The 21,473-nt window shown below is 70.4% G+C and carries 23 protein-coding genes and 1 riboswitch; of the genes, 22 read left to right on the top strand and 1 reads right to left on the bottom strand.

Annotated features, from left to right (window positions below; translation table 11 throughout):
- Nucleotides 1–26: 26 nt before the first annotated feature.
- The 9 genes from rpoZ to B116_RS0117985 all read left to right on the top strand — a co-directional run bounded on the left by rpoZ (nucleotide 27) and on the right by B116_RS0117985 (nucleotide 10,460).
- Complete coding sequence (gene rpoZ, locus B116_RS0118025) at nucleotides 27–293, top strand: DNA-directed RNA polymerase subunit omega (RefSeq protein ID WP_013285517.1); 267 nt, start codon at nucleotides 27–29, stop codon at nucleotides 291–293.
- Between the two features lie 13 nt (nucleotides 294–306).
- Nucleotides 307–1,518, top strand: a complete 1,212-nt coding sequence (gene coaBC / locus B116_RS0118020; protein ID WP_018722808.1) for a bifunctional phosphopantothenoylcysteine decarboxylase/phosphopantothenate--cysteine ligase CoaBC — start codon at nucleotides 307–309, stop codon at nucleotides 1,516–1,518.
- 86 nt (nucleotides 1,519–1,604) lie between these two features.
- A complete protein-coding gene (metK, locus tag B116_RS0118015) occupies nucleotides 1,605–2,804 on the top strand; it encodes a methionine adenosyltransferase (protein ID WP_018722809.1) in 1,200 nt (399 codons plus the stop codon).
- Nucleotides 2,805–2,863: 59 nt separating this feature from the next.
- On the top strand, nucleotides 2,864–4,786 hold the full coding sequence (locus B116_RS0118010; RefSeq protein ID WP_050591886.1) for a primosomal protein N': 1,923 nt from the start codon (nucleotides 2,864–2,866) through the stop codon (nucleotides 4,784–4,786).
- A gap of 256 nt (nucleotides 4,787–5,042) precedes the next feature.
- The gene (locus B116_RS0118005) at nucleotides 5,043–6,023 is read left to right on the top strand and encodes an AAA family ATPase (RefSeq protein ID WP_027660871.1); all 981 of its coding nucleotides are present in this window, start codon (nucleotides 5,043–5,045) and stop codon (nucleotides 6,021–6,023) included.
- A gap of 100 nt (nucleotides 6,024–6,123) precedes the next feature.
- On the top strand, nucleotides 6,124–7,392 hold the full coding sequence (locus B116_RS0118000; protein WP_027660870.1) for a cytochrome P450: 1,269 nt from the start codon (nucleotides 6,124–6,126) through the stop codon (nucleotides 7,390–7,392).
- Nucleotides 7,393–7,439: 47 nt separating this feature from the next.
- The gene (gene def, locus B116_RS0117995) at nucleotides 7,440–8,000 is read left to right on the top strand and encodes a peptide deformylase (protein WP_018722813.1); all 561 of its coding nucleotides are present in this window, start codon (nucleotides 7,440–7,442) and stop codon (nucleotides 7,998–8,000) included.
- A 7-nt stretch (nucleotides 8,001–8,007) separates the two neighbouring features.
- Nucleotides 8,008–8,934: a methionyl-tRNA formyltransferase gene (fmt, locus tag B116_RS0117990; protein WP_027660869.1), complete on the top strand. Its 927-nt coding sequence runs from the start codon at nucleotides 8,008–8,010 to the stop codon at nucleotides 8,932–8,934.
- Nucleotides 8,931–10,460: an RsmB/NOP family class I SAM-dependent RNA methyltransferase gene (locus B116_RS0117985; RefSeq protein ID WP_027660868.1), complete on the top strand. Its 1,530-nt coding sequence runs from the start codon at nucleotides 8,931–8,933 to the stop codon at nucleotides 10,458–10,460. The genes fmt and B116_RS0117985 overlap by 4 nt, the downstream gene beginning before the upstream one ends.
- Before the next feature lie 185 nt (nucleotides 10,461–10,645).
- On the opposite strand, the gene B116_RS0117980 is transcribed toward B116_RS0117985, so the two are convergent.
- A complete protein-coding gene (locus B116_RS0117980) occupies nucleotides 10,646–11,524 on the bottom strand; it encodes a septum formation family protein (RefSeq protein WP_027660867.1) in 879 nt (292 codons plus the stop codon).
- 293 nt (nucleotides 11,525–11,817) lie between these two features.
- On the opposite strand from B116_RS0117980, the gene rpe reads away from it, so the two are divergent.
- From rpe to rplT, 13 genes are all read left to right on the top strand, one after another.
- Nucleotides 11,818–12,498: a ribulose-phosphate 3-epimerase gene (gene rpe, locus B116_RS0117970; protein ID WP_018722818.1), complete on the top strand. Its 681-nt coding sequence runs from the start codon at nucleotides 11,818–11,820 to the stop codon at nucleotides 12,496–12,498.
- Between the two features lies 1 nt (nucleotide 12,499).
- The gene (locus B116_RS0117965; RefSeq protein WP_018722819.1) at nucleotides 12,500–13,480 is read left to right on the top strand and encodes a GGDEF domain-containing response regulator; all 981 of its coding nucleotides are present in this window, start codon (nucleotides 12,500–12,502) and stop codon (nucleotides 13,478–13,480) included.
- A 58-nt stretch (nucleotides 13,481–13,538) separates the two neighbouring features.
- Nucleotides 13,539–13,712, top strand: a riboswitch (FMN riboswitch).
- A gap of 160 nt (nucleotides 13,713–13,872) precedes the next feature.
- On the top strand, nucleotides 13,873–14,934 hold the full coding sequence (gene ribD, locus B116_RS0117960; protein ID WP_027660866.1) for a bifunctional diaminohydroxyphosphoribosylaminopyrimidine deaminase/5-amino-6-(5-phosphoribosylamino)uracil reductase RibD: 1,062 nt from the start codon (nucleotides 13,873–13,875) through the stop codon (nucleotides 14,932–14,934).
- 1 nt (nucleotide 14,935) lies between these two features.
- On the top strand, nucleotides 14,936–15,601 hold the full coding sequence (locus B116_RS0117955) for a riboflavin synthase (protein ID WP_027660865.1): 666 nt from the start codon (nucleotides 14,936–14,938) through the stop codon (nucleotides 15,599–15,601).
- Nucleotides 15,601–16,296, top strand: a complete 696-nt coding sequence (gene pnuC, locus B116_RS0117950) for a nicotinamide riboside transporter PnuC (RefSeq protein WP_033667721.1) — start codon at nucleotides 15,601–15,603, stop codon at nucleotides 16,294–16,296. Before B116_RS0117955 ends, pnuC begins: the two co-directional genes overlap by 1 nt.
- Nucleotides 16,293–17,555 carry a bifunctional 3,4-dihydroxy-2-butanone-4-phosphate synthase/GTP cyclohydrolase II gene (locus tag B116_RS0117945; protein ID WP_027660863.1) on the top strand — a complete coding sequence of 421 codons (1,263 nt, stop codon included), beginning with the start codon at nucleotides 16,293–16,295 and terminating at the stop codon, nucleotides 17,553–17,555. Before pnuC ends, B116_RS0117945 begins: the two co-directional genes overlap by 4 nt.
- A 2-nt stretch (nucleotides 17,556–17,557) precedes the next feature.
- Complete coding sequence (ribH, locus tag B116_RS0117940) at nucleotides 17,558–18,055, top strand: 6,7-dimethyl-8-ribityllumazine synthase (RefSeq protein ID WP_027660862.1); 498 nt, start codon at nucleotides 17,558–17,560, stop codon at nucleotides 18,053–18,055.
- 73 nt (nucleotides 18,056–18,128) lie between these two features.
- Nucleotides 18,129–18,392 carry a phosphoribosyl-ATP diphosphatase gene (locus B116_RS0117935; protein WP_027660861.1) on the top strand — a complete coding sequence of 88 codons (264 nt, stop codon included), beginning with the start codon at nucleotides 18,129–18,131 and terminating at the stop codon, nucleotides 18,390–18,392.
- A 47-nt stretch (nucleotides 18,393–18,439) separates the two neighbouring features.
- Nucleotides 18,440–19,285 carry an ATP phosphoribosyltransferase gene (hisG, locus tag B116_RS0117930; RefSeq protein WP_018722826.1) on the top strand — a complete coding sequence of 282 codons (846 nt, stop codon included), beginning with the start codon at nucleotides 18,440–18,442 and terminating at the stop codon, nucleotides 19,283–19,285.
- A gap of 108 nt (nucleotides 19,286–19,393) precedes the next feature.
- The gene (locus B116_RS0117925) at nucleotides 19,394–19,858 is read left to right on the top strand and encodes a PH domain-containing protein (protein ID WP_018722827.1); all 465 of its coding nucleotides are present in this window, start codon (nucleotides 19,394–19,396) and stop codon (nucleotides 19,856–19,858) included.
- Between the two features lie 337 nt (nucleotides 19,859–20,195).
- Entirely contained in the window at nucleotides 20,196–20,810 is a 615-nt protein-coding gene (infC, locus tag B116_RS0117920; protein WP_018722828.1) for a translation initiation factor IF-3, read from the top strand.
- Nucleotides 20,811–20,830: 20 nt separating this feature from the next.
- Nucleotides 20,831–21,025, top strand: coding sequence for a 50S ribosomal protein L35 (gene rpmI / locus B116_RS0117915; protein WP_018722829.1), 195 nt, complete (start codon nucleotides 20,831–20,833; stop codon nucleotides 21,023–21,025).
- A 33-nt stretch (nucleotides 21,026–21,058) separates the two neighbouring features.
- Entirely contained in the window at nucleotides 21,059–21,451 is a 393-nt protein-coding gene (rplT, locus tag B116_RS0117910; RefSeq protein WP_018215009.1) for a 50S ribosomal protein L20, read from the top strand.
- Nucleotides 21,452–21,473 lie beyond the last annotated feature (22 nt).

The following is a 21,473-nucleotide window of genomic DNA, read 5'->3' as shown; positions in this document are numbered from 1 at the left end:
GGTGTCACAGACGCAGAGGTCAACACGTGGGATCCATCGCCACCAACCCCGAAGGCATCACCAACCCGCCGATCGACGAGCTCCTCGAGAAGACCACCTCGAAGTACGCGCTGGTCATCTTCGCCGCCAAGCGGGCCCGCCAGGTGAACGCCTACTACAGCCAGCTCGGCGAGGGCCTGCTGGAGTACGTCGGCCCGCTGGTCGAAACGACCCCGCAGGAGAAGCCGCTCTCGATCGCCATGCGGGAGATCAACGCGGGCCTGCTCACCGCTGAGCCCACTGACCAGCCGTAGCGCGTACCCAACGATGTCCCCCCGGATAATCCTCGGGGTCGGTGGCGGGATCGCCGCCTACAAGGCCTGCGAGCTGTTGCGGCTGTTCACCGAGTCCGGCCACCAGGTCCGGGTGGTGCCGACCGCATCGGCGCTCCACTTCGTCGGGGCCGCAACCTGGTCGGCGCTCTCCGGTCAACCGGTCGCCGACGACGTATGGTCCGACGTGCACGAGGTGCCGCACGTGCGGCTGGGACAGCAGGCGGACCTGGTGGTGGTGGCGCCGGCCACCACCGACCTGCTCGCGCGGGCCGCGCATGGGCTCGCTGACGACCTGCTCACCAACACTCTGCTGACGGCCCGTTGCCCGGTTCTCCTGGCGCCGGCGATGCATACCGAGATGTGGGAACATCCGGCGACGGTGGCCAACGTGGCGACGCTGCGCTCCCGTGGGGTGCGGGTCGTGGAGCCGGCGGTTGGCCGGCTCACCGGGACGGACACCGGCAAGGGGCGGCTACCGGAGCCGGCGGAGCTCTTCGCCGTGGCCCGGCGCCTTCTCACTCGCGGCGCCGCCGCCCCGGCGGACCTCACCGGGAAGCACGTGCTGGTCACCGCCGGGGGCACCCGGGAGCCGCTCGACCCGGTCCGGTTCCTCGGTAATCGCTCCTCCGGCAAGCAGGGATACGCGTTCGCCCGCGCCGCCGTGGCGCGGGGAGCCCGGGTCACCGTGGTCTCCGCCAACGTCGCGCTCCCCGATCCGGCCGGCGTGGACCTGGTACGGGTCAGCACCACGGCCGAGCTTCGCGAAGCGACGCTGACGGCTGCCGAGAGCGCGGAGGTGGTGGTGATGGCGGCGGCTCCTGCCGATTTCCGCCCCGCGACGTACGCGACTGGCAAAATCAAGAAGTCGGACGACGGTAGCGCGCCCACCATCGAGCTTGTCGCGAACCCGGACATCGCCGCTGAGCTCGGGAAGCGTCGTCGCCCGGAGCAGGTGCTGGTGGTGTTCGCCGCGGAGACCAGTGACGCCGAGGCCAACGGCCGAGCCAAGCTCAGCCGTAAGCGGGCGGACCTCATTGTCATCAACGAGGTCGGCTCGAACCGGGTTTTTGGCGCCGACACCAACGCGGCGACCGTCATCGGTGCGGACGGGTCGGCCAGCCGGATGCCCGAGCAGTCCAAGGAGGACCTCGCCGACGGTGTCTGGGACCTCATCGTCTCTCGGCTGGCCAGCCGTCCCGGATAGCTGGATCAGTGCGCGATAGGGGGATCCGGTACCGGACGCGAGTGACTAAACTTCCGCCGAACGAGTTTCCCTGACTTAGGAGTGCCGTGACACGCCGCCTCTTCACTTCCGAATCAGTCACCGAAGGCCATCCTGACAAGATTGCTGACCAGATCAGTGATGGGATCCTCGATGCGTTGCTGGCAGAGGACCCGCGTAGCCGGGTTGCAGTGGAGACGCTGATCACAACCGGTCAGGTACATGTTGCGGGCGAGGTAACCACCCAGGCCTACGCCGACATCCCGTCGATCGTGCGTAAGACTATTTTGGACATTGGTTACGACTCGTCGCGAAAGGGCTTCGACGGGGCGTCCTGTGGGGTAAGTGTGTCGATTGGGTCGCAGTCGGCAGATATCGCCCAGGGGGTCGACAACGCATTTGAACTGCGCACCGGCGCATCCGAGCACGTGCTGGATGCGCAGGGCGCTGGCGACCAGGGGATGATGTTCGGGTTCGCCTGCTCGGAGACCCCGGAGTTGATGCCAATGCCGATCGCGTTGGCGCATCGGCTGTCGCGCCGCCTGGCACAGGTGCGGCGGGAAGGCGTGGTGCCGTACCTGCGTCCGGATGGTAAGACGCAGGTGACGGTGGAGTACGAGGGATTGCGGCCGGTGCGGCTGAACACCGTGCTGGTGTCGTCGCAGCACGCGGCCGACGTGTCCCTGGAGTCGCTGCTGACGCCGGACATCCGGGAGCACGTGATCGCACCGGAGGTGGAAAGTCTCGGGCTGGGGCTGGACACCGAGGGCTACCGGCTGCTGGTGAATCCGACGGGCCGGTTCGAGGTGGGTGGCCCGATGGGAGACGCGGGTCTGACCGGCCGGAAGATCATCGTGGACACCTACGGCGGGTACGCGCGGCACGGCGGCGGGGCGTTCTCCGGCAAGGACCCATCCAAGGTGGACCGCTCGGCGGCGTACGCGATGCGGTGGGTGGCCAAGAACGTGGTGGCGGCCGGGCTGGCGGAGCGGTGCGAGGCGCAGGTGGCGTACGCCATCGGCAAGGCGCAGCCGGTGAGCCTGTTCCTGGAGACGTTCGGCACGGAGACGGTGCCGGTGGAGCGGATCGAGAAGGCGGTGACGGAGGTGTTCGACCTTCGGCCGGCGGCGATCATCCGGGACCTGAAGTTGATGCGGCCGATCTACTCGCAGACCGCGGCGTATGGACACTTCGGTCGAGAGCTTCCCGACTTCACCTGGGAGAGCACCGACCGCGCCGCTGACCTCAAGTCGGTAGCGGGCGCCTGAGTAATACCCCGCGTAGCGACCGGCGGCCTGCCAACGGGTCGCCGGTCGCTCGTGTCTGCGTGGATGTTCCCCTGGCCCATCTCGATCGGCCCTTCGACTACCTGGTGCCCGAGGCCCTGGACGCCGATGCCATCCCCGGCACTCGGGTGAAGGTCCGGTTCGCCGGTCAGCTTGTCAATGGCTGGCTGTTGGAGCGGGTGAGCGAATCCGCCCACCCCCGGTTGGCGTACCTGGAGAAGGTCGTCTCCCCGGAGCCGGCCCTCGCGCCGGAGGTCGCCCGCCTGGCCCGCGCCGTCGCCGACCGGTACGCCGGCAGCCTCGCCGACGTGCTTCGCCTCGCTGTTCCGCCCCGGCACGCCCGGGTCGAGAAGGAGCCGCAACCGCCCCCCGCGGCCGGTCCGGCCGCGCCGGATGCGGGAACCGGGCCGATCGACCCGGTTGGTTGGTCGGGCTACCCGACCGGCCCAGCCCTCCTGCGGGCCCTCGCCGATGGTCGTGCCCCCCGCGCGGTCTGGTCTGCCCTGCCGGGGGAGGAGTGGCCCGCCCGCTACGCCGAGGCGGTCGCGGCGACCGTCGCCGGTGGCCGGAGCGCGGTCGTGGTCGTCGCCGACGCCCGGGACCTCGACCGGCTCGACTCGGCGCTGACCGCCGTGCTCGGCCCCGGCCGGCACGTCCAGCTGACCGCCGCGCTCGGTCCGGCCCGCCGCTACCGGGCGTTCCTCGCCGCCCGGCGGGGCCAGGTGCCGGTGGTGATCGGCACCCGGGCCGCCATGTTCGCGCCGGTGCCTCGACTCGGCCTCGTCGCCATCTGGGACGACGGTGACGACCTGCACGCCGAGCCCCGCGCCCCCTACCCGCACGCCCGCGAGGTGTTGCTGACCCGCGCCCAGCTGGCGGGCGCCGCTGCCCTGATCGGCGGTTATGCCCGTACCGCCGAGGCGCAGCTGTTGGTGGAGACCGGGTGGGCCCGGGAGGTCACCGCCGCCCGCGCCACCGTCCGGGCACGGATGCCGGCGATCGCCCCCACCGGCGACGACCCTCAGCTGGCCCGGGACCCAGGTGCGGCTACCGCCCGGCTGCCCAGCCTCGCCTGGACCGTGGCGCGGGATGCCCTCGCCGCCGGTGCGCCGGTCCTCGTCCAGGTGCCCCGGCGCGGCTACCTACCCGCGGTGGCGTGCGCCACCTGTCGGGCTCCGGCGCGCTGCCCGCACTGTGCCGGGCCACTTGCGCTGCCCTCGGCGCGGGGTGCGCCGGTCTGTCGCTGGTGTGCGCGCGTCGCCGCCGCGTACGCCTGCCCGGAGTGCCGGGGACGGCGGCTACGCGCCTCGGTCACCGGCGCCCGACGGACGGCGGAGGAGCTGGGTCGGGCCTTCCCCGGCGTGCCGGTGCGCACCTCCGGGCGGGAGGAGGTCCTCGCGACCGTCCCTGGTGGCGCCGGGTTGGTCATCACCACCCCGGGTGCCGAGCCGGTAGCCGATGGCGGTTATGGGGCGGTGCTGCTGCTGGACTCGTGGGCTCTGCTGACCCGGGCCGATCTGCGGGCGGGGGAGGAGGCGCTGCGGCGTTGGCTCGCTGCCGCCGCCCTGGCCCGTCCCGGGTCGGCGGGCGGCCGGGTGGTGGTGGTTGCCGACGGTGCGCTCGTCCCGGTGCAGGCGCTTCTGCGCTGGGACGCTGGCTGGTTTGCGGCCCGCGAACTCGCCGAACGTCGGGAGCTCGGCTTTCCGCCGGCGGTGCGGATGGCGAGCGTCACCGGGCCGCCGGCCGCCGTCGCCGAGCTACTCGCCGAGTCCCGGCTACCTGCGGAGGCCGAGCTGCTGGGGCCGGTGCCCGCCGACGGCGACCGGGAGCGGATGCTGGTCCGGGTTCCCCGTGCCCGAGCGGCCGCCCTGGCCGCGGCCCTGCACGCGGCGGCGGGGGTACGCGCCGCCCGTAAGGCTGCCGATCCACTCCGACTCCAGGTCGATCCGCTGACCCTCTTCTGACCCGACAACTCAGCAGAGGTTGATGACTACCCTGAGTTACCGAGGTTGGCATGACGTACACGCTGTGTGGGGGTGGGGGCGGATTCGGGTGATAGCATCGCCCCTCATGTCGGGGCGGACAAAGGCTCAGGTCACGGCGTGTCGTTCGATGCGCCCAGCTGGAGCCGGTGTCGGTTCGACGGCGATGGCGACGGAGCGCGCCGGGTGGCGCGGTGCCGACGAGTGTTAACAGCCCGCAATCATAGGTGGACTAGTCGTGACCGTTCCTCAGTCGATTGTCTTCAACGGCGACCTCGGCAGTGGCAAGAGCACCGTCTCCGTGGAGATTGCCGAGCGTCTCGGCATGCGTCGGGTCAGCGTGGGTGATCTCTACCGGCAGATGGCCCAGGAGCGGCAGATGACTGCCCTCCAGCTCAACCTGCACGCCGAGCTGGACCAGGCTGTTGACGGCTATGTTGACCAACTCCAACGGGATATCGCGGCCTCCGGCGAGCGCCTGGTGATGGACTCGCGGCTCGCCTGGCACTTCTTCACCGATGCGCTCAAGGTGCACATGATCACCGAACCCGGGGAGGCTGCCCGGCGAGTGCTGCTGCGTCCGTCCGGCCCGGCTGAGCAGTACACCTCCCTGGAGGAGGCGAAGGCTCGACTCATGGAGCGCAGCGAGAGTGAGCGGAACCGGTTCATCATCCGCTATGGCGTGGACAAGGCCCAGCTGCGCAACTACGACCTGATCTGCGATACCACCCGGGCTGGCGCCGCGGAGGTGATTGAGCAGATCATCGCCGCGTACGAAGGGCGGCTCTGCCCCGAGGTGCTGCGGGAAGCTCCGCCGCTGTTGCTGCTCGACCCGGCCCGGGTGTACCCGACCGAGGACATCGCCGCCCTCCGCGACCGGTGGGACGGATCCGTCGGCGGTGTCGCCGCGGCGGGCGACGAGGCGCTGGAGCCGCTGCGGATCGGCTACACGGGTGAGCACTTCTTTGTGGTGGACGGACATCGGCGACTCAGCGCCGCGCTGCAGGACGGGTGCCGGCTGGTGCCCGCCCGGCTCGTCGCCGAGGTTGACGAGCCCGTCGTCGGTGGGATGAGCGCGATCGACTACTTCGTCGCGCAGGTCCGGCCCAGCATGGTCCACGACTGGTCGGCCGCCCATGGGATCGATCTTCCGTTGCCCAAGCCGGTTCTGTTGGATGGCGGTGCAGTGTTGGCTGGGGAAGCAGGCGCCAGCGCCTGACGGCTATGCCGCCGTCCCCGGCAACCCCAGCGCTGGGGGTTACGGCTCGCCGACTGAGCGTGCATGATGGGCCACCTGACCCTGATATTGGAGGTGGCCAATGGACGCATCCGAGGCAGCCGCACTGCTGATGTCACCGCCGGGCCGGCTGGACCCCTATCCCACGTACGAGCAGCTGCGTGCGCACGGCCCGGTGGTTCCGACGGCGGCCGGCTTCTTCGTGATCACTGGGTACGCCGAGGTCGACACGGTGTTGCGAAATCCCCGGTTTGGGGTGATGGACGGCGAAGTGCGCGACGGCGTCTTCCCGCATTGGCAGGACAGCCCGGCGATGATGTCGATCGCCCAGTCGATGATTCGCGCCAATCCGCCGGACCACAGCCGAATGCGCCGCCTGGCGGCAGGGGCGTTCACCCCGCGACGCGTCGCCGCCCTACGCGAGGTGGTAGCCGCCCAGGCCGACGAACTGGTCGACGAGATGATCCGGGCCGGTAGGGGCGGCGCTCCGGTGGACTTCATGAGCAGCTTCGCCTACCCGCTGCCGGTCACGGTGATCTGCGCCCTGCTAGGGGTGCCGGCGGCCGACTGGGCTCAGTTCCGGCGCTGGGCCAGTGATCTGACCGGTGTCCTGGAGCCGGAGATCACCCCGCAGGAGCTGGCCATCGCCGACGCCGGCGCCAGCGAGCTGCGCGCCTACTTCACCGAGTTGATCGCCCAGCGCCGCCGGGCCCCGGCCGACGACCTGACCACCGCCCTGGTGCAGGCGCACGACACCGACGGTGATCGGCTCTCCGGCGAGGAGCTGCTGGCCAACCTCGTGTTGCTGTTGGTCGCGGGCTTCGAGACCACCACGAACCTGCTCGGCAACGGTCTGGCCGTGCTTCTGACGCACCCTGATTCGGCGACCACCCTGCGGGATCAGCCCGAGCTCGCTCCCGGCTACGTGGACGAGCTGCTGCGGTATGACTCGCCGGTGCAGCTGACCACCCGTACGGTCCGCGAGTCGGTGCCCCTCGCCGGGGTTGAGCTGCCCGCGGGGAGTTGGCTGCTGGTTCTGCTCGGCGCGGCGAACCGCGACCCGGCGCGCTTTACTGATCCGGCCCGATTCGACCCGGGGCGCGCCCAGTCGCCTCCGCTGTCTTTCGGTGCCGGCGCGCACTACTGCCTCGGCGCCGGGCTGGCCCGGCTGGAGGCCCAGGTCGCCTTTCCGCTGTTGCTGCGACGGCTGCCCGAGCTCGCGCTGGCCGGCGAGCCCACCCGTCGGAATCGGCTGACGCTACGCGGCTACGAGACGCTTCCGGTGACCGTCGGTGCCGTAGCCGCTAAGCACCACGGTATGCCGGCCGGAGCCGCGCTGGGCACTCCGTAGACTGGTACGGCACGCCCGCCGCCAAGCCCACGAAGGAGCCAATCCGCGTGACCGTCCAGCCCATCCGCCTCTTCGGCGACCCGGTGCTGCGCACGCCGGCCGACCCGGTGGTCGACTTCGATGTCGAACTGCGCAAGCTCGTCGCTGACCTGATCGACACGATGCGTGAGCAGAGCGGCGCCGGTCTGGCTGCGCCGCAGCTCGGTGTGGGCCTGCGGGTGTTCACCTTCGACGTGGACGACGTGGTCGGTCACTTGGTCAACCCGGTGTTGGAGTTCCCCGACGCCGAGGAGCAGGACGGCCCGGAAGGCTGTCTGTCCCTGCCGGGTCTCTACTTCGACACGAAGCGCCGGCAGAACGTGGTCGCCAAGGGCTTCAACGGGTACGGCGATCCGGTGCAGATCGTCGGGACCGGGTTGATGGCCCGCTGCGTGCAGCACGAGACCGACCACCTGGACGGAGTGCTGTTCATCGACCGGCTCGACCCAGCCGGCCGTAAGGAGGCGATGAAGGAGATCCGCCGGGCTGAGTGGTACGACCCGGCGGCTCCGCCGACGGTGAAGCTCAGCCCGCACGCCGCTGACAACCCATTCGGTCTCGGGCGGTGACCGGTCGATGCGCGTGATCTTTGCCGGTACGCCGGCCGTCGCCGTCCCCACCCTCGCCGCGGTGGCCGCCTCCCGGCATGAACTGGTAGCGGTTCTCACCCGCCCGGATGCTCCGGCGGGCCGGGGCCGTGGCCTGTCCCGCTCCCCGGTGGGCGCCTGGGCCGACGAGCACGGCGTCGAAGTCCTCACCCCGGCCCGGCCGCGGGAGCCGGAGTTTCTCGACCGGCTGCGCACCCTGGCGCCGGACTGCGTGCCGGTCGTCGCCTACGGCGCGCTGGTTCCGCCGGCTGCCCTGGAGATTCCGCGGCATGGCTGGGTCAACCTGCACTTCTCTCTGCTGCCCGCCTGGCGCGGTGCGGCTCCCGTGCAGCACGCTCTGCTGCACGGCGACGAGCTGACCGGTGCCAGTGTCTTCCAGCTCGAGGAAGGTCTGGATACAGGCCCGGTGTACGGCACCGTCACCGACGAGGTCCGGCCCATCGACACCTCGGGGGATTTGCTGGAGCGGCTGGCGCACTCCGGCGCCGAGCTGCTGATCGCCGTGCTGGACGCGATCGAGGAGGGGAGCGCACGGGCGCGGCCGCAACCGAATGACGGGGTGAGTCTGGCGCCGAAGCTCACCGTGGCCGACGCCCGGGTGCGCTGGGAGGACCCCGCCTTCGCGGTGGACCGGCGCGTCCGTGCCTGCTCCCCGGCCCCCGGCCCGTGGACGACCTTCCGCGGTGAGCGGGTCAAGCTCGGCCCGGTCACCCTCGTCGTGGACGGCCCCGAGCTGAAGCCCGGCGAGCTGTTGGTGGAGAAGACCCGGGTGCTTGCCGGCACCGCCACCACCCCCGTTGCGCTCGGTGAAATCCGGGCGGCGGGCAAGAAGGCCATGCCGGCGAGTGACTGGGCGCGCGGCGTCCGGGTGACCGCTGGGGAGGTTCTCGCATGACGGGCCCAGTAGACGGCCGGGACGTCGACCGGTCCGGTGGCTTTCGAGCCGGTCCTTCCGCTGCCGGCCGCGGTCGCTCCGGCGCCGGCACCGAGCGCCGCCCGGAGCGGCGGGGCCGTGGCGGCCAGTGGCCGACGGGTGGCGGGCGCGGTCGCCCCACCGGCCGGAGCGCCGTTGACCTACCCCGGTACGCCGCGTATCAAGCGGTCGCCGCGGTCAACCGGGACGACGCGTACGCCAATCTTGTGCTCCCGGCGATCCTGCGCGACGCGGGTCTGGTCGGCCGGGACGCCGCCTTCGCCACCGAGCTGACGTATGGGACGCTGCGTCGGCTCGGCACCCTCGACGCGATCCTCACCGAGGCCGCTGGGCGGGACGTGGCCCGGATCGACCCGCCGGTTCGGGACGCGTTGCGGCTCGGCGCGTACCAACTGCTCCACACCCGGGTGCCGGTCCACGCTGCCGTCTCGGCAACGGTTGACCTGGTCCGATCGGTCGGGCCGGGGGCGACCGGCTTCGCCAACGCGGTACTCCGTGAGGTCGCCAGCCGGGATGTCGACGCCTGGGTGGCCCGGCTCGCCCCACCGCTGGAGACCGACCCGATCGGGCACCTGGCCGTCGCGTACAGCCATCCGCAGTGGATTGTGCGGGCGTTCGCCGAGGCGCTCGGCGGCGACCTCGGTGAGACCACCCGGTTGCTGATCGAGGACAACGAGCGTCCGCCGGTGCACCTCTGCGCTCGTCCGGGGTTGGCCGATCCGGTGGCCTTGGCCGACGAGGTCGGCGGTGCCCCGGGTGCCTTCTCCCCGTACGCGGTCTACTCGGGTGGGGGCGCTCCCGGCGATCTGCCGGCGCTCACCGAGGGGCGGGCCCACGTCCAGGATGAGGGCTCTCAGCTCGTGGCCGACGCTCTTACGGTGGCGCCGCTGGACGGCCCGGACGGTCGCTGGCTCGACCTGTGCGCCGGGCCGGGCGGCAAGTCTGGCCTGCTGGGTGCTATCGCTGCCCAGCGTGGCGCGCGCCTGACCGCTGTGGAGGTGTCCGAGCACCGTGCTCGTCTTGTTCGGCAGGCCACGCACGACCTGCCGGTGACCGTGCTCAACACGGATGGTCGCACTGTCGGGGCGACGCCGAAGCTCGCGGAGGGGCACTTCGATCGGGCACTGGTTGATGCGCCCTGCACCGGTCTGGGTTCGCTGCGTCGGCGACCCGAGTCGCGCTGGCGTCGGCAGCCGTCGGATCTGCCGGCGTTGACCCGGTTGCAGCGGGAACTGCTCAGCGCGGGGCTGCGGGCGGTCCGCCCGGGTGGCCTGGTGGCATACGTGACGTGTTCGCCGCACGTCGTCGAGACGCATGTGACGGTTACCGAGGCGGCTCGCCGTGCGGGGGTGCCGGTCGACTTCGTTGACGCCCGTCCGCTGTTGCCGACGGGAATGCCGGGGCTCGGCGACGGGCCGACGGTGCAGCTGTGGCCGCACCGGCACGGCACCGACGCCATGTTCCTGGCGGTGCTGCGTCGCGGTTGACCCTGGCGGTGCCTGCGCCGGGGCTGAGCAGGTTCCCTGCCGTTCGGTCGGGTGCGTTCCGTTGAGCCGCCGGGGTGGTCACGCCGCGCATCGCGCGGAATGGCCACCCCGGCTCGGCCAGCCCGGGTCGTCAACTGTCCCGGACGCGGTCCGCACGACAGCGGCCCCGCAAACAGCGGCCCGTACTACAGCGGCAGGCCGGCCTTGCCCGCGTCCTTCATCGACCGGGTCAGGTTCCGGTCGTCGACCCAGAGATAGCACTGTATCCCGCGGTTGCCGGTGAGCCACTCCTCCTCCAGCGGGGTGTAGTAGATGTAGCCGGTGCGGTACTCCACGTCGCTGCGGGGCACCCCGGCGTACTCGGCTATCAGCTTGTAACAGCCCTCGCTGATCTCGTCCTCGTTGCGTTGGAACTTGGCGTAGTCGGTGTCCGGCGCGGTCAACAGGCCGACGAACTCGGCGTGGTGTTTCTCGGTGCACGCCACCGCTGTCATCTCCTCGATCTTGTCGTCGCTCAAGATCGGCTCGAAGCAGGCGTGCCGAAGCGGGGAGTCGCCCTTGAGTGCTCCAACCAGGCTGGCGGTGCGGGACACCGCGCTCGGATTGTCCAGGCTCCTGTGCTCGCGTACGTCGCAGCGGAACCAGCGGGAGCCCCCTTCCCATCCGGCCGGCGACGGCCAGATGATGGAGAGGAGAATCCGTCCGCTGCGCCAGTCGGCGCCCAGTGCCTGGTTCACCTCCTGCTCACAGGTGGCGTAGGCGGTTTGCATTCCGGCCGAGCCGGCCTCCGGTGGCTGGGAGCCCGTCGCGTCGTCCCCCGTCACCGTGCCGACGTGCAGGGTCTCCAGAACGTGCAGCTCGTCGCAGGGAACCGGCGTGTACGAGCTGCGGTAGCCGACCTCGGTTTCGGTGGGATGGCAGGTGCCCGATTCGGGGGTAAAACTCGTCGCGGCGGCGATGGGGGCCCAGTCGTCAACCAGGTCGCCGTCGGTCCCCGGCGGTGTAGTTGCGCATCCGGCGAGCGTCAGCGCCACCAGCGTGACGCCTAGCGTGACTCGTTTCATCCGGCGACCCCCCGGGTGCGGTTGGTAGGTATGGCGTCGAACATGCCACGGTGCGGCAGCTTACGGCACGTGGCAAGCCGGTTCCGGTGGGCCATCGACGTCGGGGCCGTCGCTCGGCCGCCGGCCAGCTCGTCCACGACCTCTGTGGAGCGAATACCTCTGTGGAGCGACGGCGTGCCCGGCGTCCCTCGTCGGTAATGCCCATCGTTTTCCCGATAGCCGTGGAGTGCGCCTGGGTGCCGGGGTGGTGCCGTGCCGTAGCGACGGGCGGCTGCGTTCGTACACTGGCGTACGTGACCGTACCGCTGCCAATCGTCGCGCCGAGTATTCTGGCCGCCGATTTCGCCCGCCTCGCCGACGAGGTCCGTGCCATTGAAGACACCGCTGACTGGGTGCATGTAGATGTCATGGACAACCACTTCGTGCCGAATCTGACGATCGGGCTGCCGGTCGTGCAGAGCCTGCGGGCCGCCACCCGGCTCCCCTTTGACGTGCACCTCATGATCGAGGATCCGCGGCGGTGGGCGCCCGGCTATGCCGACGCCGGGGCATACAACGTGACCTTTCATGCCGAGGCCTGCGACGACCCGGTCGCGTTGGCGAAAGACCTCCGTTCGGCCGGTGCGAAGGCGGGCTTGGCGATTGACCGGGACACTCCGATCGAGCCGTACCTGGACCTGCTGCCCAGCTTCGACACTTTGTTGATCATGACGATCAAGGCGGGGTTCGGTGGGCAGCGGTTCATCCCGAACCTGTTGGACAAGGTGCGTACGGCCCGTCGACACGTGGACGCTGGCCACTTGGAGCTGCGCATTGAGGTCGACGGTGGGATCGCCGTGGATACCATCGCCGAGGCCGCCGAGGCGGGCGCGGACGCCTTCGTCGCGGGCACCGCGGTCTTCGGCGCCGACGACCCGGCCGAGGCCGTACGTCGGCTGCGGTCCCTGGCCCAATGCGCGGCGCCCCGGGCCTGACGTGGAGCCCGACGGGGATCGCCAGGACGTCATTCTTGTCGTTGACGACGACGAGGACATCGCCCGGTTCGTCGAGTTCAACCTGCGGTTGCACGGTTATGAGGTGATCCACGCCGGGGATGGGCAGGAGGCGCTGGAGGTGATTGCGCAGCACCGCCCCGACCTGGCCGTGGTCGATCTGATGATGCCTCGGATGGACGGGTTGGAGCTGACCCGACGGCTCCGTGCCGACCCCATGACGGCCGCCCTGCCGGTGATCATGCTGACGGCCAAGGGGATGACCGTGGACAAGGTGCACGGTCTCAGCGCCGGTGCCGACGACTACCTGGTCAAGCCCTTTGACACTGCCGAGTTGGTGGCCCGGGTCAGCTCAACGCTGCGCCGGAACAAGGAGTTCCGTGAGGTCTCGCCGTTGACCGGGCTACCCGGAAACAGCCGGATCCGCCGCGAGATCGCCGATCGGATTCGGGTCGGATCCGACTATGCGGTCGGCTATATCGACATTGACCGTTTCAAGAGCGTCAATGATGTTTACGGGTTCGTTCGTGGCGACGATTTCATCTACGCGTTGGCCCGCAGCCTGCACCAGGCGGTCGTCTCGGTGGGGCTCCCACCGGCCTTCCTGGGTCATGTCGGCGGCGACGACTTCATCTTCGTCAGCACGCCGGAACAGGTCCGACAGCTGACCTCGCAGGTCTCGGCGGACTTCGAGCAGGCGGCCGACGCGCTGTACGACCCGCCCGACGCCGCCCGCGGCTACGTGGAGCTCAAGGACCGGCGTGGCAACCTACGCCGCGCCGCGCTGGTCACCCTCTCGATCGGCGTCTCGGTCTCGGATGCCGACAAGCGGCTCACGAATCCGCTGGCGGCGATGACGATCGCCTCCGAGATGAAGTCGGTGGCCAAGAGTCAGCCGGGGTCGTACGTGGCGGTGGACCGGCGTCGCGGAGTGTCGGATTCAAGTCATCGTTCTGTGAAGTAGCACGCTGTGGGTAGCCGTTGACCCCCTAGAGCGTGTAAGACTTCGGGTAGTACCCACCACGCGCTGGCGGGACTCGGTGTAATTCCGAACCGGCGGTGATCCACGGCCTAGCCGTGGTAAGCCCGCGACCCGGGAGCGGTTCGTCCGCCCGGTGGACCTGGTGTAAATCCGGGGCCGACGGTTGGACGCGGGCATGCCCGCGTCCAGACAGTCCGGATGGGAGACAGCGCGCGGGACGGACGGGCCCTGCCCGGCCGCCGGTGTCGGCGTGCCGTGCGGTCCTCCCGGGGCGGCTGTGCCGTTCCCGGATCTCCGCCACCGCACGCCCGCGGCCCGATGCCGCTGCTCCTATCGCCGCCCGCGCACCGATCGGCGGGCGGGAGGACAAGGGCATGGCCGGCGTCTCCGTAGATGAGGCGATGCGTCGCGCAGTTGAGCTTGCCGCGCGCGGCCTCGGTACCACCAGCCCCAACCCGGTCGTCGGCTGCGTGCTGCTCGACCCGGACGGCCAGGTCGTCGGTGAGGGTTTCCACGCGTACGCCGGCGGCCCACACGCCGAGATCGTCGCGCTCGCCCACGCGGGGGAGCGGGCGCGGGGTGGCACCGCGGTGGTCACGCTGGAACCCTGCGATCACACCGGCCGTACGGGCCCGTGCAGCACCGCGCTGGTGCAGGCCGGCGTCGCCCGGGTGGTGATCGCCGTACCCGACCCGAACCAGGCCGCGTCCGGTGGCGCCGCCACGCTGCGCGCCGCCGGGGTCCGGGTCGACCTGGGTGTACGCGCCGTTGAGGCGGAGGCGGGCAACATCGCGTGGCTGACCTCAACGCGTCGGGGCTGGCCATACCTCGTCTGGAAGTACGCGGCGACGCTGGACGGGCGCTCCGCCGCGGCCGACGGCACCAGCATGTGGATCACTTCCGAGGCGGCTCGGATGGACGTGCACGCGCTGCGCGGCACGGTGGACGCCGTCCTCGCCGGGGTGGGTACCGTGCTCGCCGACGACCCGCGCCTGACCGTTCGGAACCTGCGCGACGGCAGTCTCGCCATCCGGCAGCCGCTGCGGGTGGTGGTGGACTCGGCAGGCCAGACCCCGGCCGGAGCGCAGGTCCGCGACGACGCCGCGCCCACCTGGATCGCCACCGCCGAGGAGGTAGGTACCGATTCGGCGGGCCGGGTTGATCTGCCGGCGCTGCTCGCCGCGCTGCACCAGCGCGGGGTGCGCGCCGCCCTGCTGGAGGGGGGGCCGCGGCTGGCCGGCTCGTTCCTCGCCGCCGGGTTGGTCGACAAGATCATCGGCTACGTCGCGCCCCGGCTGCTCGGCGCCGGCCCCACCGCGTTGGCGGACGCGGGGGTGACCACGATCACCGATGCCATCGACTGCGAGGTCGTGGACGTTACCCAGGTCGGTCCCGACCTGCGGATCACCGCACTGCCCCGGAAGAGGGAGGGCTGACATGTTCACCGGCATCGTCGAGGAACTCGGTGAGGTCATCCACATCGCCGAGACCGCGGAGGATTCCGCGATGGTCACCATCAACGGCCCGCTGGTTGTCGCCGACGCCCGGCCCGGTGACTCCATCGCGGTCAACGGAGTCTGCCTGACCGTGGTGGAACTCGCCGGTGGGGCCTTCACCGCCGACGTGATGGGCGAGACACTGCGCCGCTCCGCGCTTGGCGTGCTGCGCCCCGGTGATCCGGTGAACCTGGAGCGGGCCGCCACCCTCGGCAGCCGCCTCGGCGGCCACCTGGTTCAGGGGCACGTCGACGGTGTCGGCGAGTTGCTGGCCCGGGAACCGGCCGCGCGGTGGGAGACGGTCCGTTTCCGCCTGCCCACCGACCTGAATCGGTATGTGGTGACGAAGGGGTCCATCACCGTCGACGGGGTGTCCCTGACCGTGGCCAACATCGGGCCCGACTGGTTCGAGGTGGGCCTGATCCCCACCACCCTGCGGCTGACGACGCTGGGCTCCCGGAGCGTCGGTGACGTGGTCAACTTCGAGGTTGACGTCCTGGCCAAATATGTCGAGCGGCTGCTCGGCGGGGGCAGCTCGGCCGGGCCGGATGACCTGCCCGCTGCTGTTGGCCTGCCCGGTGCCGCGCCGGTGGGTGGGCCGGCGTGATGGGGCCGCTCGGCTGGCTGCTCGACGCGCAGGTGAGCCTCGCCGGTTCACCGGTGCTGGTCCGCGAGATCGTCGGCAACGGCTTCGGCCTGGCCGCCGCGATGTTCGGCCTCCGCCGGGTGGTCTGGGCCTGGCCGGTCGGCATGATCGGCAACGTGCTGCTGTTCACCGTCTTCCTCGGCGGAGCGTTCGCCACCCCACAGGCACATGACCTCTACGGCCAGGCCGGTCGGCAGGTCTTCTTCTTCGGGCTCGGGCTCTACGGCTGGTGGCGCTGGTCGCGCAACCGTCGCCGGGGCGGCGACGGCGCTGCCGCGGTGGAGCCCCGCTGGGCTACCGGGCGGGAGCGGCTCGGACTGCTGGCGGCCGCCGTCGCCGGGACCGCGGTCAGCTACCCGATCCTCGCCGCCCTGGGTTCGTGGGGGCCGCTGCCGGATGCCTGGATCCTGACCGGCAGCCTGCTCGCCACATACGGCATGGCCCGTGGGTATGTGGACTTCTGGCTGATCTGGATCGCCGTTGACGTGGTCGGGTTGCCACTGTTGCTGCGCGGCGGCTTCTACCCTTCTGCGGCTATGTACCTCGTCTACGGCGCCTTCTGTGTCTGGGGGCTGGCCGCCTGGTGGCGGACGTCGCGTGCGGCTCGTACCGACCTCGCACCGATCCCATCGAGTTATGCGGAGGTTGCGGCGTGACCACCTTTGCCAGGATCGAACGAGCGATTGCGGAGATCAACGCCGGCCGGCCCGTCGTCGTGGTCGACGACGCCAACCGGGAGAACGAGGGCGACCTGATCTTCGCTGCCGAGCTGGCCACGCCCGAGCTGGTCGCCTTCATGGTCCGCTACACCTCCGGCTACATCTGTACGGCGTTGACCGAGGGCGAGTGTGACCGGCTGGACCTGCCGCCGATGCACCACACCAACCAGGACCGGCGCGGTACCGCCTACGCGGTGACGGTGGACGCCCGGGAGGGCGTGAGCACCGGCATCTCCGCCGCCGACCGGGCGCATACGATCCGGCTGCTCGCCGACCCCAGTACCCGGCCGGAGGATCTGGCCCGGCCCGGTCACGTGGTCCCGCTGCGGGCCCGCGAGGGAGGGGTGCTGCGCCGGCCCGGTCACACCGAGGCCACCATCGACCTCACCCGGCTGGCCGGGCTGCGCCCCGTGGGTGTCCTCTGCGAGCTGGTCAACGACGACGGCACCATGATGCGGGGCCCGGACCTGGAGCGGTTCTGCGCCGAGCATTCGCTGCTCCTGGTCACCATCGCAGACCTGATCGCGTATCGACGGCGGACGGAGAAGCAGGTCGAGCTGGTCGCCGAGGCGCGGCTCCCCACCCAGCATGGGGTCTTCCGGGCACTGGGGTACTGCGGCGACTATGACTCGGCCGAGCACGTCGCGTTGGTGATGGGTGATCTTGGCGATGGTCGGGATGTGCTGGTACGGGTGCACTCCGAATGCCTCACCGGTGACGTCTTCGGCTCGTTGCGTTGCGACTGTGGCCCGCAACTGGACGCCGCCCTGGAGCGGGTCGCTCAGGAAGGACGCGGAGTCGTGCTCTACCTCCGCGGCCATGAGGGGCGCGGCATCGGGCTGCTGCACAAGCTCCAGGCGTACCAATTGCAGGACCTGGGCCGGGACACCGTCGACGCGAACCTGGAGCTTGGCCTGCCGGCGGACGCGCGGGACTACGGCACCGGCGCGCAGATCCTCTACGACCTGGGGGTGCGGTCGATGCGGCTATTGACCAACAATCCCGCTAAGCGGGCCGGGCTGGAGGGGTACGGCCTGACCGTCATCGGCCGCCTGGACCTGCCGGTTCGACCGCATCCGGAGAACATGGACTACCTGCGAACCAAGCGGGACCGGATGGGGCATCTGCTGGAGTTTGACGAGGTTGTCGAGACGCCGACGGGCCGTACCGTCGTCGGTGATGGGATTGGAGCATAGGGATGGCGGGTTTCGGGGAACCGGGCATCGATATGGTTGAGGCTGCGGGTCTGACCGTCGGGGTGGTCGCTGCCCGCTGGCATGGCGAGCTCACCGACCACATGCTCGACCGGGCAGTCGCCGCCGCTGAGGCGTGCGGGGCCGTCGCCACGGTGGCCCGGGTGGCCGGCTCGGTGGAGCTACCCGTGGTGGCGCAGGCGCTCGCCCGGCGCTGCGACACGGTGGTGGCGCTCGGGGTGGTGGTCCGCGGAGCCACCGCTCACTTCGACTACGTCTGCCGGTCGGTCACCGATGGGCTTACCCGGATCGCCCTGGACGAGGGGAAACCGGTCGGGCACGGCGTGCTGACCGTGGAGACGATCGAGCAGGCCCGGGACCGGGCGGGGCTGCCCGGCTCGGCGGAGGACAAGGGATGGGCGGCGACCGTCGCGGTCCTCGACGCGGCGCTCGCGCTTCGGGACCTGGCGCGGGCCACCTCGCGGGTGGGCTTCGGCGCCTGAGGTTTTCCCAGCATTGTGGGACACTCCGCACCCGGTGGAGCCGCGGTGGCCGGCCGGTTGCGAGAATCGACCTGTGAAGACGTTCGAGGAGTTGTTTGCCGAGCTGCAGGCCAAGGCCGCTGCCGGCACCCCCGGCTCGGGCACCGTCGAGGCCCTGAACAAGGGGGTGCACTTCGTCGGCAAGAAGGTCGTCGAGGAGGCGGCCGAGTCCTGGATGGCGGCCGAGCATGAGGGGCCCGAGCGGACCGCCGAGGAGATCTCCCAGCTGCTTTACCAGGTGCAGGTGCTGATGCTCGCCACTGGTCTCGACCTTGAGGACGTCTACCGACATCTGTGAGTCTTCCGCGCCGACCCTTCCGTTCTTCCGACAAGGAGCAGTCCGTCATGCTGCGAGTCGCGGTACCCAACAAGGGAACCTTGGCCGAGAAGGCCGCTCAGATGTTGCGCGAGGCGGGCTACCGCCAGCGAACCGACCCGAAGGACTTGGTCTGCCGGGACGATCCGAACGATATTGAGTTTTTCTATCTGCGCCCGAAGGACATCGCTACCTACGTCGGCTCCGGAGACCTGGACGTCGGAATAACCGGCCGGGACCTCCTAGTCGACTCCGGTGCGCCCGCCACCGAGGTGGTCGACCTGGCCTTCGGTCAGGCCACCTTCCGGTTCGCCGCTCGACCCGAAGACATCGGTTCGGTGCAGGACTTGGATGGGCGTCGGGTCGCTACCGCCTACCCCGGCCTGGTGGATCGGCACCTCGCCGAGCTGGGCGTCAAGGCCGACGTCATTCGCCTGGACGGCGCGGTGGAGAATGCCATCCGGCTGGGCCTCGCTGACGTGGTCGCCGATGTGGTGGAGACCGGTGCCACGCTGCGTCAGGCCGGCCTGGTGGTCTTCGGTGAGCCGTTGCTGCGCTCGTCCGCCATCCTGGTCTGTCGCTCCGCCGCTCCGCCCCACCCGCAGTGTGATCTGCTGCTTCGTCGGCTGCACAGCGTGCTCGTCGCCCGGCGTTACGTGATGCTGACGTACGACGTCCCGGCCGACCTGTTGGCTCGCGCGAGTTCGTTGACTCCGGGCATTGAGTCGCCAACCGTCTCCCGGCTGCACCGGGAGGGCTGGGTAGCGGTGCAGGCGATGGTGCTCCGCGACGATGTGCACCGGATTATGGATGAGTTGTACCAGGTCGGTGCCCGCGCGATCCTGGTTACCAGCATTCAGGCCTGTCGCCTCTGATCCGGGCCGGGGTGCGGAGTCGGGACTTCCTTCCCGGCCGGACCGTCGCCACGCCCGGCTGTGTGTGCCGGGCGTGGGTCGCCCGGGCGTGGGTGGCAGACTGGTGCGGTGAGCGAAACCGAAGCGTTCCGTATCCGGCCCCGGCGCATCCGGCTTGTCTGCTGGGCCTCGGCGATTGCCCTGGTGCTGCTGTTCACGGTGCTGGCGACGTCGCTGCACGGGGCGACCGGCAGCGGCTATGGCTCGTTTCAGCGAGGCGACCAGCTCGGCATGGTCGGCCTCGGCGTGCTCGGTGCACTTGCCTTCCTGCTCTTCACCCGACCGCGAGTGGAGGCCGACGCGCAGCGGATCCGGGTGCAGAATGTGATCGGCTCGTACGAGCTGCCCTGGGAGCTCGTCCGTGGCGTCCGGTTCGACCGCGGGGCGCCCTGGGCCAGTCTCGAGCTGCACGATGACGACCTGGTGCCGATGCTTGCCCTCCAGGCTGCCGACAAGGAGCTGGCCGTGGACGCGGTCCGCAGGCTGCGCCAGCTGCATCAGTCCCGGCTGGCTGAGGGTGCCGCCGGCCACTGAACCGGCAGACCACGGCGGGCCGGACGCCCGATTTGGGATGGACCGGCGCGGGGTGTAGGGTGTCCGTGACGACCAGGCCAGCTGCGGCTTTGCAGGTGGCCATGAAAGCGGAGCGCCTGCTCCCACCTGAGTCGCCGCGGGGCGGCCAGGTCCGGTCCCCGATTCCGAGCACGCCTCGGTCTCGGATGCGCGACTATATGGTCGTGCCGACCGGTCGAGCGGGCCCTGGCAGTTGCCGGGGCCTTCTGCTTTCCGGATCGGTTCCCACCCGGGAGCCGCCGGGTCGGCAAATGCAGAAGACTCGACTCGAGGAGGCCCCATCAGCGTCGAACCACGCGTGAACGAGCAGATCCGGGCACGTGAGGTCCGACTGGTCGGTCCCGAGGGTGAGCAGGTGGGCATCGTCCCGCTGGAGCGCGCCCTTCAGCTGGCCGCGGACGTCGACCTGGACCTGGTCGAGGTTGCGCCTATGGCGCGCCCGCCGGTGTGCAAGCTCATGGACTTCGGCAAGTTCAAGTATGAGAGCGCACTGAAGGCGCGCGAAGCGCGGCGTAATCAGCAGCAGACCGTCATCAAGGAAATGAAGCTTCGGCCGAAGATTGATCCGCATGACTACGAGACCAAAAAGGGTCACGTGGTGCGGTTCCTCAAGGCCGGCGACAAGGTCAAGGTGACGATCATGTTCCGGGGTCGCGAGCAGAGCCGCCCGGAGCTGGGCTACCGGCTCCTGCGTCGGCTTGAGTCCGAGATCTCGGAGCTGGGGTACGTCGAGGCCGCGCCGAAGCAGGACGGTCGAAACATGATCATGGTGCTCGCACCGCACCGCGCCACCAAGGCTGCCGCTACAGCGGCCCGCGGCGGCGCGCTGCCGCGGGGCGAGCGGGAGGCCGGTGCCGCCGCGGCAGCACCGCCGGCCGAGGCGGCCGGACCCGCCGGAAATGCCGGCGAGTAGCAGGGGAGAAGACGTTCCACATGCCGAAGATGAAGAGCCACACCGGGATGGGCAAGCGCGTCCGGGTGACCGGCAAAGGCAAGATCGTGAAGCAGCAGGCCGGCCTGCGCCACCTCTTGGAGGGGAAGTCCTCCACCCGTACCCGCCGGCTGACCGGGCGGGTCGAGGTGGCCAAGTCGGATGTCAAGCGCATCAAGAAGCTGCTCGGCCGCTGACGCGCGCCACCCTGAACCAACGAAGGAGCTGAGATGGCACGCGTCAAGCGGGCTGTGAACGCCCAGAAGAAGCGCCGTACCCTGCTGGCGACCGCGAGTGGCTACCGCGGTCAGCGCTCCCGGCTGTACCGCAAGGCCAAGGAGCAGGTGCTGCACTCGATGCAGTACTCCTACCGGGACCGTCGCGACCGCAAGGGCGACTTCCGGCAGCTGTGGATCCAGCGGATCAACGCGGGTGCCCGCGCCAACGGGCTCACCTACAACCGCCTGATCCAGGGCCTCAAGTTGGCCGGCATCGAGGTCGACCGGAAGATCCTGGCCGACCTGGCCGTCAACGACGCCGCCGCCTTCGCGGCGATCGTCGAGAAGGCCCGTGCGGCCGTCGCGGAGCAGGGCACCGGCGGCGCCGGGGCCCAGGCCGCCTGATCCACCCACGGCAGCGCGAGGC

The sequence above is a fragment of the Salinispora fenicalii genome (assembly GCF_000514815.1).
GTDB classification, from domain to species: Bacteria; Actinomycetota; Actinomycetes; order Mycobacteriales; family Micromonosporaceae; genus Micromonospora; species Micromonospora fenicalii.
The sequence above is the reverse complement of the archived record's forward strand: the minus strand, read 5'-3'. Positions and strand labels throughout refer to the sequence as shown.